The following is an 11,435-nucleotide window of genomic DNA, read 5'->3' on the forward strand; positions in this document are numbered from 1 at the left end:
AACCTGGAGTCCGACGCCATGCCTCGCAAATCCGCCCTCCGTAAAGTCGCTGCCGCTGTCGTGCTGCTCGGCGGCGTCGCCCTCATGTCCGGCTGCGCCACCGAACAATCGCGCACGCTCGAAGTCGCCAAGGTCGCTTCTGCCGGTACCACGTACAACGGTCCGCGCAGCCTCATCGCGGTGGGCAAGTTCGACAACCGCTCGAGCTTCATGCGCGGCATCTTCACCGACGGCGTCGATCGCCTCGGCAGCCAGGCCAAGACCATCCTGATCACCCACCTGCAGCAGACCGGCCGCTTCAACGTGCTCGACCGCGACAACATGCCGGAGATCAAGCAGGAGGCGGCGCTCGCCAAGTCGGCGCAGAACATCAAGGGCGCCACCTTCGTCATCACCGGCGACGTCACCGAGTTCGGCCGCAAGGAAACCGGCGACCGCCAGCTGTTCGGCATCCTCGGCCGCGGCAAGTCGCAGGTCGCCTATGCCAAGGTCAATCTCAACGTGGTCAACGTCGAGACCTCGGAGGTCGTCTATTCGACCCAGGGCGCCGGCGAATACAGCCTCGACAACCGCGAGGTGATCGGCTTCGGCGGCACCGCGAGCTACGACTCCACGCTCAACGGCAAGGTGCTCGACCTCGCCATGCGCGAGGCGGTCAATCGCCTGGTCGAGGGCATCGAGTCCGGCGCCTGGCAGCCGGGTCGCTGATCCACCCGAACCGGAACATCGACGATGAAGCGTTCCTCCCTTTCACGGCTGGCGGCCGGCGTGCCGCTCGCCGCCACTTTGCTGCTCACCGGCTGCGCCACCGGGCCCGGGCCGCTCTACTACTGGGGCGACTACCAGCCGGCGCTCTACGGGCACTTCACCAAGGAGACCGGGCCGCAGGAGCAGATCGCCAGCCTGGAAGCCGGCCTGGAGAAGGCGCGTGCCGCCGGCAAGCCGGTGCCGCCCGGATACAACGCCCACCTCGGCCTGCTCTACGCCGAGGGCGAGCAGACCGACCAGATGCTGAAGTACTTCGAGGCCGAGAAGGCGCTCTACCCCGAGAGCGCGTCCTACATGGACTTCCTGCTGGCCAAGTTCAAGCGCGCGCAATGAGGCGAACGACGATGCGATTCCGAATCCCCTCCCTCTGCCTTTCGCGCGCCGGGCTGGCCGTCGCTGCGGTCGCGGCCCTGGTCGCCACCGGCTGCGCCACGCCCACGCCCTACGACTACAGCGCCTTCAAGCAGAGCCGCCCGACCTCGATCCTGGTCCTGCCGCCGCTCAACAGCTCGCCCGACGTCGCCGCCACCTACAGCATGCTGGCGCAGGTCACCCAGCCACTGGCGGAGTCCGGCTACTACGTGCTGCCGGTCAGCCTGGTGGACGAGACCTTCCGCCAGAACGGGCTCTACAACCCGCCGGAGATGCACGAGGTCGGGCTGCAGAAGCTGCGCGAGATCTTCGGCGCCGACGCCGCGCTCTACATCAACATCAAGCAGTACGGCACCAGCTACGCCGTGCTCGCGAGCGAGAGCCGCGTCACCGCCGAGGCGAAGCTCATCGACCTGCGCAGCGAGCAGCTGCTGTGGCAGGGCGAGGCCACCGCCTCCAGCGCCGAAGGCCGCAGCTCGAGCGGCGGGCTGGTCGGCCTGCTGGTGCAGGCGGTGGTCGCGCAGATCGTCGAGAGCGTGACCAACCAGTCGCATCCCGTCGCCGGCATCACCAGCACCCGGCTGCTGGCGGCGGGGCGGCCGAACGGCATCCTGTACGGGCCGCGTTCGCCGAATTACCAGAAGGATGGCACGGCTGGGCGCTGACGCGAGGAGGGCTGATGCGTGCGGCTTTCGAACAAGACCAGATGTCGAGGAGGCCGAGTGATGCCTTTCGCGAGGCCGCACTCGAAGCATGGGCGCATCACGTGGGCACCGGCCTGCATGTGACCCGCGCCGAGGCGGATGCCTGGCTGGCTGAGCTGGAAGCCGGCAATGACGTCGAGCCGCCTCGAGCCCACCGCTGATGCCTCGCCCGCTCTGGTCGTCGACGAGATGAACCAACGGATCGCCGCACCGACCCAGGTGACGCAGGGGAGCAGGGTGCGCGTGCGCACGTCTTGATCAATGTGCGGGCAAGTAGGCCAGCTCAAGACGACTGCTTGCCGCGAGCAGTCGCTTATCACGCGTCCAGAGCTTGGCGCCGGGCGTAAGCCGGGTTGCAGCCAGGAGACCCACATCGACGTAGCCGATCCCGAGGCCGAAGAGTGTGTGCGCCTCGATGAAGCACAAGATCTCATCATCCGTCGCGACCTGCGCTCTGGGCAGTTGGCGCATTGCGTCCAGGATGGCACTGCGGTTGTTCAGGTTGCCGAGGGCGAGTTCTCCCACGACTGACGGGTGCGAGAGCACTCCGCTGTGGTCGAGTAGCGCGCAGAGGTGTTCGTCGCCCGCGCGCAGGTGATCGATCCAGATCGAGGTATCGACCAGGATCATGCTCAAGGCGCCGTTTGGCGCCGCGGGACATCCCGGAGCTGCGGTTCGGAGCCGCCGAGCAGGCTGAGGCGTTTTGCGCTTTCACGTTGTATCAGCGCGCGCAAGGCCTCGCGAACCAGTTGGGTCTTCTCCGTCATGCCGGTGAGGGCTTGTGCCTTGGCAAGCAAGTCGTCGTCGAGCGCGAGAGTGGTACGCATGGGAGCCTCCTGTACGTGCGCACCAAATATAGCATCATGAGATGCGGATTTTGATGCCTTTTCAGACTCAGGAGCCTATCTCCCCAGCGCCCGCGCGTGATGCCGCAGGTGATCCTCGATGAAGCTGGCGATGAAGTAATAGCTGTGGTCGTAGCCCGGCTGCAGCCGTAGCGTCAGCGGGTGGCCGGCGGTTGCAGCGGCGGCTTGCAGAGCCTCGGGCTTGAGCTGCTCGGCGAGGAAGCCGTCGGCTTCGCCCTGGTCGACCAGCAGCGGCAGGCGTTCGCGGGCCTGTGCGATCAACTCGCACGCATCCCACTCGCGCCACTGCGCGCGGTCCTCGCCGAGGTAGCGCGAGAAGGCCTTTTCGCCCCAGGGGCAGTGCATCGGATTGACGATCGGCGCAAAGGCCGACATCGAGCGGTAGCGCCCCGGGTTGCGCAGCGCGCACACCAGCGCACCGTGGCCGCCCATGGAGTGGCCGCTGATGCCGCGGCGGTCGGAGGCGGGGAAGTTGGCCTCGACCAGCGCGGGGAGTTCCTCGACCACGTAGTCGTGCATGCGGTAGTGGCGCGACCAGGGGGCCTGCGTGGCATTGACATAGAAGCCGGCGCCGTGGCCGAAGTCCCAGGCACCGTCGGGGTCGCCCGGTACGTCGGCGCCGCGCGGGCTGGTGTCGGGGGCGACGATGACGAGGCCGAGCTCGGCCGCCATGCGCTGCGCGCCGGCCTTCTGCATGAAGTTCTCGTCGGTGCAGGTGAGCCCGGACAGCCAGTACAGCACCGGAAGGCGGGCGCCCGGCTGTTCGGCCTGCGGCGGCAGGTAGACCGCGAACACCATGTCGCAGCCGAGCACCTTCGAGTGGTGGCGGACGCGCTTGTGCCAGCCGCCGAAGCTCTTCTGGGTGCTGAGGATTTCCAGGCTCACCGTCGTTTCTCCCCGATCAGAAATGAATCACCGTGCGGATGCTCTTGCCCTCGTGCATCAGGTCGAAGGCCTGGTTGATGTCCTCGAGCGGCATGTTGTGGGTGATGAAGGTGTCGAGCGGGATCTCGCCCTTCTGCGCTTTCTGCACGTAGCTCGGCAGTTCGGTGCGGCCCTTGACGCCGCCGAAGGCGCTGCCGCGCCACACCCGGCCGGTAACGAGCTGGAAGGGGCGGGTGCTGATCTCCTGCCCCGCGCCGGCCACGCCGATGATGGTCGACTCGCCCCAGCCCTTGTGGCAGCACTCGAGCGCGGCGCGCATCAGCTTGACGTTGCCCACGCACTCGAAGGAGTAATCCACGCCGCCGTCGGTCAGCTCGACGATCACGTCCTGGATCGGCTTGTCGTAGTCCTTCGGATTGACGAAGTCGGTCGCGCCCAGCTCGCGGGCGATGTCGAACTTGGCGGGGTTGATGTCGACCGCGATGATGCGCCCGGCCTTGGCCATCTTGGCGCCGATGATCGCCGCCAGGCCGATGCCGCCGAGGCCGAAGATGGCCACGCTGGCGCCTTCTTCCACCTTGGCGGTGTTGAGCACCGCGCCGATGCCGGTGGTGACGCCGCAGCCGAGCAGGCAGACCTTGTCCAGCGGTGCGTCCTTGGGGATCTTGGCGAGCGAGATCTCTGGCACCACGGTGTATTCCGAGAAGGTCGAGGTGCCCATGTAGTGGTAGATCGGCTGGCCCTGGTACGAGAAGCGGGTGGTGCCGTCGGGCATCAGGCCCTTGCCCTGGGTGGCGCGCACGGCCTGGCACAGGTTGGTCTTGCCCGACTTGCAGAACTTGCACTCGCGGCATTCGGCCGTGTACAGCGGGATCACGTGGTCGCCGACCGCGAGCGAGGTTACGCCTTCGCCCACCGCCTCGACGATGCCGCCGCCCTCGTGGCCGAGGATGGACGGGAAGATGCCCTCGGGGTCGTCACCCGACAGCGTGAAGGCGTCGGTATGGCACACGCCGGTGGCGACGATGCGCACGAGCACTTCGCCCTTCTTCGGCGGTTCGACATCCACTTCGACGATCTGCAGGGGCTGGTTGGCGGCAAAGGCGACCGCGGCACGGGACTTGATGGTCATGGCGGGAATCCTGGAGGCAAGCGGGCGCAGGGCCCGCGACCCTGAAAGTATCCGTATGCGGCTAAATCCGATAAATGGATAATTTCAGATTTCAGTATTCCTAGTGCTGGAATAGTCGGCCATCCCCTTCCGTCTTGTCAGGAGTACCCAATTCTGAACCGCCTCGAAATGCTGCGCATCTTCTGCACCGCCGCCGAGTCGCGCAACTTCAAGGAAGCCGCCACCCGCCTGGGCGTTTCGCCGCAGGCGGTGACGCGCGCGGTGAAGGAGCTGGAAGACCACGTTGGCGAGCTGCTCTTCCATCGCAACACCCGCCACAACCGCATCACCGAATCCGGCGAGCAGCTCGCGGCGCGCGCGCGGCTGAGCCTGCAGGGCGTGGACGCGATCTTCCAGGGCGCCGAGCAGGCGCACGCCAGTGAGCTCGCCGGCCTGGTGCGCATCACCGCGCCGCGGGCGCTCGGCCGTCACGGGCTGATGCGGGTGCTGGGCGAGCTGTGCGCGCAGCATCCCGGGCTGCAGCTCGACCTGCGCTCCTCCGACCAGTTCGCCGACGTGGTCGATGAGCAGATCGACATCGGCATCCGCGTCGGCGTGCTGCGCGACAGCCGCTTCGTCGCGCGCGCGGTGTCGAGCGTGTCCTTCCACATCGTCGCCGCGCCCGAGCTGCTTGCGCGCTGCGGCGCGCCGAAGACGCTGCAGGATCTGGCCGAGCGCCCGACGACGGTCGCCATCGACCCCAACACCGGGCGGCCGTGGGCGTGGTTCCTCGCCGGCGGCCAGCAGTGGCTGCCGCGCGCGCCCACCTTCGCCACCGACGACACCGGCGCCGAGGCCGAGGCGGTGCTCGCCGGCGTCGGCTTCGGCCAGCTCACCGCCTACCTGGCCGCGCCGCACCTGCGCGCGGGCCGGCTGGTCGAGGTCCTGCCCGAGCTGGCGCCCGAGCCGTGGAGCCTGTCGGTGTACCGCCCGCAGCGCGGCCCGGTGGCGGCGCGGATACGGCTGGTGTTCGACCGGCTGGTGGCGTATTTCGGCGAGGGCGGGCGGTTTCCGTAGTCGGGGCTGCGAGTGTCAGGCGGCAGCTGATGCAGTTCGCGCTGCCACCTTCGCCCGCGCCGCGTGCAGCTTCCGGTAGCTGTCGATCAGTCGCTGGTGTCGATCCAGCCCTTCGAGCTTGATGCTCGTCGGCGTCAGGCCGTGGAAGCGCACGCTGCCGTCCACCGAGCCCAGCACCGCGTCCATGCGCGCGTTGCCGAACATGCGGCGGAAGTTGGCGACGTAGTCGTCCAGCGCCAGCTCGTCGTCCAGCACCACCTCCAGCACCACGTTCAGGGCCTGGTAGAACAGCACGCGCTCGACCGTGTTCTCGTTGTATTGCAGGAAGGCCTCGACGCGCTCCTTCGCCTCCTCGAACTGCTGCAGGGCGAGGTGGATCAGCAGCTTCAGTTCCAGAATCGTGAGCTGGCCCCACACCGTGTTCTCGTCGAACTCGATGCCGATCAGCGTGATGATGTCGGTGTAATCGTCGAGTTCGCTCTCTTCCAGGCGGTCGAGCAAGGCCTCCAGCGCGTCGTCGTCGAGGCGGTGCAGGTTGAGGATGTCGTCGCGGAAGCGTAGCGCCTTGTTGGTGTTGTCCCAGATCAGGTCGTCGACCTGATAGACCTCGGAATAGCCCGGCACCAGGATGCGGCAGGCGATGGCGCCGAGCTGGTCGTGCACCGCCATGTAGGCCTCCTTGCCCATGTCGGCGAGGATGTCGAACAGGGTCGCGGCCTCGTCGGCGTTGGAATTCTCGCCGTGACCGGAGAAATCCCACTCGACGAATTCGTGATCGGCGCGCGCGCTGAAGAAGCGCCACGACACCACGCCGCTGGAATCGATGAAGTGCTCGACGTAGTTGTGCGGGTCGGTGACGACGGCGGTCTCGAAGGTGGGCGGCGGCAGGTCGTTCAGGCCCTCGAAGCTGCGCCCCTGCAGCAGTTCGGTCAGGCTGCGCTCGAGCGCCACCTCCATGCTCGGGTGCGCGCCGAACGACACGAACACCCCGCCCGTGCGCGGGTTCATCAGGGTGACGCACATCACCGGATACACCCCGCCCAGCGACGCATCCTTCACCAGCACCGGAAAGCCCTGGCGCTCCAGCTCCTCGATGCCGGCGACGATGCCGGGATACTTCGCCAGCACCTCGGCCGGCACGTCGGGCAGCGCGATCTCGCCCTCGATGATCTCGCGCTTCACCGCACGCTCGAAAATCTCCGACAGGCATTGCACCTGGGCCTCGGCCAGCGTGTTGCCGGCGCTCATGCCGTTGCTGAGGAAGAGGTTGTCGGTGAGGTTGGTCGGGAAATACACCACCGCGCCGTCCGACTGGCGCACATAGGGCAGCGCGCAGATGCCGCGCTCCGTGTTGCCCGAGTTGGTGTCGTACAGATGCGAGGCGCGCAGCTCGCCCTCGGGGTCGTAGATCGCCCGGCAGTAGTCGTCGAGCAGTCCGGCCGGCAGCGCATCCTTGCGGCCGGGCTTGAACCAGCGCTCGTTCGGGTAATGCACGAAGGGCGCGTTGGCGATGTCCTCGCCCCAGAACTGGTCGTTGTAGAAGTGGTTGAAATTGAGCCGCTCGATGTATTCGCCCAGGGCGGAGGCCAGCGCGCTCTCCTTGGTCGCGCCCTTGCCATTGGTGAAGCACATCGGCGAATGCGCGTCGCGGATGTGCAGCGACCACACGTTGGGCACCAGATTGCGCCACGACGCGATCTCGATCTTGATGCCCAGGTCCGCCAGCACCTTCGACATGTTGGCGATCGTCTGCTCCAGCGGCAGATCCTTGCCGAGGATGTAGGTGTGGGCGTCCGGATCCGGATTCAGCGTCAGCAGGGCCTGGGCATCGGCGTCCAGGTTCTCCACCTCTTCGATCACGAACGCCGGCCCGGTCTGCACCACCTTCTTCACGGTGCAGCGGTCGATCGAGCGCAGGATGCCCTGACGATCCTTGTCGGAGATGTCGGCCGGCAGCTCGATCTGGATCTTGAAGATCTGCTTGTAGCGGTTCTCCGGATCGACGATGTTGTTCTGCGACAGGCGGATGTTGTCGGTGGGGATGTTGCGCGTGTCGCAGTACAGCTTCACGAAGTAGGCCGCGCACAGCGCCGACGACGCCAGGAAGTAATCGAACGGGCCGGGCGCCGAGCCGTCGCCCTTGTAGCGGATGGGCTGATCGGCGATGACCGTGAAGTCGTCGAACTTGGCTTCGAGACGAAGCTTGTCGAGGAAGTTGACCTTGATTTCCATGGGGGAGGCTGAAGCGGCGCGCTGAGTGAAGTGGGCGCGATTATCGCCGGTTTCCCCGCGGATGAACGGCGCTTCTCGTAAGTCGGCTGCAACGATCGACTAAGCGACGCTGCTACGGCTCCGGGGTGACCGGGATGTCATGCGTCAAGCTCGGCTGCAAAGCGCAGGCGGTTTCCATCCGGGTCCGTGACCACCATTTCTCTCGTGCCCCACGGCGTGTTGTCTGGCCCCTCAACTCGAGAGACGCCTTTCTCACGCATGGAGACAGCGAGTTGGTCTACGTCAGGCACCTTGAAATAGACGGCCCCGCCGACCTGGCAATCGCCCGCGTGCTCCGTGAGAAAGATCGTTTGCCCTTCTCGCGTAAGTTGGAAGAACCACGGATAGCCCGGTCCAAATTGATGCTTCCAATCGACGGCGAAGCCCAGTCCGTCGACGTAGAAAGCCAGGCTGCTCGCGGCACTGGTAATGCGCAATTGCGGAATGACCGTCTGGCTCATTCTACGACCTGCTTGTGAGGATCATGGCTATGTTCTGGGGCGGATAAACCTACGGGATAGGATCGATCTGTGGTTCTCTAATCCCTCACGGGCTGGGTTCGACCCGTTGCCGCCGTCGAGCTTTTAGGAAAGCTGTCGTTCAACGTGCTAATAGGCCGTGCCGGAAGCAGGTCCTGGAACGGTGCAGCCTGAGCGAGTGGTTGGGCGCCGAGCGCATCAACACCACGGCTTCAACCTTTAGAACCGAAGTTGGGGATGCTTCTCACGCACCTTTTGAAGAACTCGGTTCAAGAAACAATCGACCAAGCCGAAGAGGCTGATCGTGACTTCAGGAAAGCGATCCGTCGATACCTTGATGTACGTGGCGATCAGGTTCGACTCCGATGCTAGGAAGATTCGTCGATGATCGGCGTGCACGTGTCCGATAGAGAATGTCTGCATGTGCATGAGCGCGTTCAAGGCATTCCGATAGTTCGTTTCCCAGATTCCGGGGTCGCCTTCCGAGATTTTTACGATCCTCACGTCGATTGGTCCAAACTCCTCGTCCATCAAGCCGCAAAACTCGTTCACCTTTCTGGCGTGGAAGCCGAACTCGAGCAGATCTGGAACGATGGCTTCGTTCCATTGCACACTCCACTCGCCAGGAAATACCGCGCCAGTAAACGCAACGAGGCGAAGCGCACGAAGCCTTGCCTGGGTGATGTGAATTTCAATGAGCCTATTAGCGCTGCTCATGAGAGTCTGCGGGGTCAGTTCTTTCACCTGCTCATTCATCCCTGACTGGTTTCGACCCATTGCTGCCGATGGGTTTGAGGAGCCTCGCCGCTCAAGGGCAAATCTCACCGGCAGCAATTGAGCACAGCGAACTTCCGTCCCATGGAGTGCCTTGTCAGCGGGATCTTGCTGGCTAAAGGCCGACTGCTTTTTGAATATGAAATGTAGCCAACTCTTTTAAAGTAAATGAATTATTGCCCTTTAGTGCTTCCTCAAGATCAGAATTTTTCACAAACCAATCATCATCAAGTGGATAGAAGGTCTTAACATACTCTGCTCCTGGTTCAATAACTGCCCGCGCTTTGCGGTCTCTGAAGTCGGTTAAAAGCACCTCATATAAATCCTTGCTTATTCTTCTCGTTTTCTGCAAACGAATTGCATTTGCCGGCTCATATAATACCCTGTCCCTGCTAGGATTCCTTTTCTGTTCACCACCTTTTGCATAGTACCAATACTCTTTTACCTTTCTTTCTTGATTGGCAATCCCATATCTGATAGCAAGTGACTCATTCCCATGCTTGCCAATTTTGTATGTATATGGCGTGACTTGTTGATCGGCATCTCGGTGACGTTGACGCTCAAGCTCCTCTCTTCGCCTCTCAGCCTCTTCTAATTCCTTTTTTGCTCTCGCCTCAGCCTCGTCTCGGTCTTTTTCCCTTCGATACCTCTCTGCATCTTTCGCTCTTCTTTCCAAATAAGCTTGCTTCGCCTCGGGATTAAATGCATGATAAACACTCCGACCAACAACGTATATGATTGAAAGGCCGGCAACAGGCAGAATAAAATATAAAAATATAATATTCAGCGCAACGCCGATCCATTTAAGCGCCGAGCCTATTACCCCAAGAATCAAAATAGAAACCATGAGCTGCCACATTACTTTCTGCTCATTGTGTGAACGATCACCGCTTTCTCCTGTATTTTCCCAGTTGCGGGGTCAGATCTTCCTTTTTTAGTCGGTACGCGAGAAGCATACCTGATGCAATTTGTGGATGTCCGCCTACGGGCGCCAACCCTCACCGTCGCCTTCTGGCTGAATGTGCGAGTCCATCCTAAACGGCCCCAGCCCCTCTTACCTTCCTCGCCCGAATGTAGAAAACCTTCCTGGTGCTACCCGTCCCGGCCATGATGAAAGCATCTAACTCCAAGGTGAGAGGCGACTCCAGCGCGTAGCGCGGAGGGGGCTTGCAGGCCGTCCCCACTACCGCAGTGTTAGGACTTCTTGCGCTTGGAACGGGCGCCAGCACGAGCCTTGAACTCCTCGTAACGGTCAGAAAGATCGTAGATATACTCGACGATTGCATTTACAAAGGTTTGGAGGTCTTCAGTGTCGTCCCTAGAGATGCTTATGTCTTCGGGGTGTGCTGCGAGGTTGCGAAAGGCTTGAAGTTGTTGGCTCCAATCGTACAGGCGATCATCAATCATTTTCATATCATGAAGCTTCTTGATGCCCTCGCCTAGCATGACCTTTTTCTTGTTTTTGGCCGGAGGTGCGCCAGCAGCGGCGGGAGTAGTCGTTTCCGCCCTTGGCTCAAGTATGTCTCGACAGAGCGCTTCAAGAGCCCGACCCAACATGACACAGGCCGCGATATTCGCTCCGGCCTGCATTGAACGATCTGCTTCGTTGAGTGAGTCCTTTACGACACGAGGAATCCGGTAGCTCGAAAAGACCTTTGGCGGTTTCGGATATATGCGTACGACGTCACTCCAGCGATCTTCATCCGAGTCGTAGTTCTCGAACGAGATTTGCTGGGTTTCTCCCGCAAGGATGGAACGGCAGCTCGGGCAAATGCCGACGAGCACTTTGTACGCGAAGGGCTCACACGTGTAGTCTTCAAAGCCACTTTGTTCAGCGCGGCCTGTTTCGGTCGCCGCGACCTTGGCCTTGCACCACGGGCAATCAATGATGAACTCTTTCGTGACAGGGGGCGCCATTGGAAGTCCTAACGTGTTTTAGCCTGCAACGCTGCTGACTGGCCTGTGAGAGTGGGGCTCAACTCCAATAAATCCAGCGCCCGCAAAATTCTGCCCTATAGCGATCTTTTTCGGCGCCGATTTAGAAACGTACCCAAATCCGCGACTAAATCCTCCGGGTGATCAGAGGCGTTCCCAAGGATCTACAAGATTGAAATCTGAACGGGTAGAG

General features: G+C 62.6%; 14 protein-coding genes. 5 read left to right on the forward strand and 9 right to left on the reverse strand.

Annotated elements, in window-relative coordinates:
* The first annotated feature begins 18 nt into the window (after positions 1-18).
* Genes AAG895_RS01105 through AAG895_RS01120 form a run of 4 tightly spaced genes read left to right on the forward strand, consistent with a single transcriptional unit; the run spans position 19 to position 2,005 of the window.
* On the forward strand, positions 19-708 hold the full coding sequence (locus tag AAG895_RS01105) for a CsgG/HfaB family protein (protein ID WP_345793726.1): 690 nt from the start codon (positions 19-21) through the stop codon (positions 706-708).
* Positions 709-732: 24 nt separating this feature from the next.
* A complete protein-coding gene (locus AAG895_RS01110) occupies positions 733-1,101 on the forward strand; it encodes a DUF4810 domain-containing protein (RefSeq protein ID WP_345793727.1) in 369 nt (122 codons plus the stop codon).
* An 11-nt stretch (positions 1,102-1,112) separates the two neighbouring features.
* Positions 1,113-1,805 (forward strand): DUF799 domain-containing protein, encoded by a 693-nt coding sequence (locus AAG895_RS01115; RefSeq protein WP_345793728.1) that lies wholly within the window; start codon positions 1,113-1,115, stop codon positions 1,803-1,805.
* Between the two features lie 14 nt (positions 1,806-1,819).
* A complete protein-coding gene (locus tag AAG895_RS01120; RefSeq protein ID WP_345793729.1) occupies positions 1,820-2,005 on the forward strand; it encodes a hypothetical protein in 186 nt (61 codons plus the stop codon).
* A gap of 97 nt (positions 2,006-2,102) precedes the next feature.
* Here AAG895_RS01120 and AAG895_RS01125 read toward each other — a convergent pair whose 3' ends face one another.
* The 4 genes from AAG895_RS01125 to AAG895_RS01140 form a co-directional block, all read right to left on the reverse strand.
* On the reverse strand, positions 2,103-2,474 hold the full coding sequence (locus AAG895_RS01125; RefSeq protein ID WP_345793730.1) for a VapC toxin family PIN domain ribonuclease: 372 nt from the start codon (positions 2,472-2,474) through the stop codon (positions 2,103-2,105).
* A 2-nt stretch (positions 2,475-2,476) separates the two neighbouring features.
* Positions 2,477-2,671: a type II toxin-antitoxin system VapB family antitoxin gene (locus AAG895_RS01130; protein ID WP_345793731.1), complete on the reverse strand. Its 195-nt coding sequence runs from the start codon at positions 2,669-2,671 to the stop codon at positions 2,477-2,479.
* 75 nt (positions 2,672-2,746) lie between these two features.
* Complete coding sequence (gene fghA / locus AAG895_RS01135) at positions 2,747-3,595, reverse strand: S-formylglutathione hydrolase (protein WP_345793732.1); 849 nt, start codon at positions 3,593-3,595, stop codon at positions 2,747-2,749.
* A 16-nt stretch (positions 3,596-3,611) separates the two neighbouring features.
* Positions 3,612-4,727 (reverse strand): S-(hydroxymethyl)glutathione dehydrogenase/class III alcohol dehydrogenase, encoded by a 1,116-nt coding sequence (locus tag AAG895_RS01140; RefSeq protein ID WP_345793733.1) that lies wholly within the window; start codon positions 4,725-4,727, stop codon positions 3,612-3,614.
* 168 nt (positions 4,728-4,895) lie between these two features.
* Here AAG895_RS01140 and AAG895_RS01145 point away from each other — a divergent pair, with 168 nt between their 5' ends.
* Complete coding sequence (locus tag AAG895_RS01145; protein ID WP_345793734.1) at positions 4,896-5,783, forward strand: LysR family transcriptional regulator; 888 nt, start codon at positions 4,896-4,898, stop codon at positions 5,781-5,783.
* Between the two features lie 15 nt (positions 5,784-5,798).
* Here AAG895_RS01145 and AAG895_RS01150 read toward each other — a convergent pair whose 3' ends face one another.
* From AAG895_RS01150 to AAG895_RS01170, 5 genes are all read right to left on the reverse strand, one after another.
* On the reverse strand, positions 5,799-8,015 hold the full coding sequence (locus AAG895_RS01150) for an OsmC domain/YcaO domain-containing protein (RefSeq protein WP_345793735.1): 2,217 nt from the start codon (positions 8,013-8,015) through the stop codon (positions 5,799-5,801).
* 137 nt (positions 8,016-8,152) lie between these two features.
* Positions 8,153-8,515 carry a VOC family protein gene (locus AAG895_RS01155; protein ID WP_345793736.1) on the reverse strand — a complete coding sequence of 121 codons (363 nt, stop codon included), beginning with the start codon at positions 8,513-8,515 and terminating at the stop codon, positions 8,153-8,155.
* 237 nt (positions 8,516-8,752) lie between these two features.
* The gene (locus tag AAG895_RS01160) at positions 8,753-9,277 is read right to left on the reverse strand and encodes a hypothetical protein (protein ID WP_345793737.1); all 525 of its coding nucleotides are present in this window, start codon (positions 9,275-9,277) and stop codon (positions 8,753-8,755) included.
* 145 nt (positions 9,278-9,422) lie between these two features.
* Positions 9,423-10,166, reverse strand: a complete 744-nt coding sequence (locus AAG895_RS01165; protein WP_345793738.1) for a hypothetical protein — start codon at positions 10,164-10,166, stop codon at positions 9,423-9,425.
* 335 nt (positions 10,167-10,501) lie between these two features.
* Positions 10,502-11,224 (reverse strand): DUF4145 domain-containing protein, encoded by a 723-nt coding sequence (locus AAG895_RS01170; RefSeq protein WP_345793739.1) that lies wholly within the window; start codon positions 11,222-11,224, stop codon positions 10,502-10,504.
* Positions 11,225-11,435 lie beyond the last annotated feature (211 nt).

This window comes from Thauera sp. JM12B12 (assembly GCF_039614725.1).
Lineage (GTDB): Bacteria > Pseudomonadota > Gammaproteobacteria > Burkholderiales > Rhodocyclaceae > Thauera.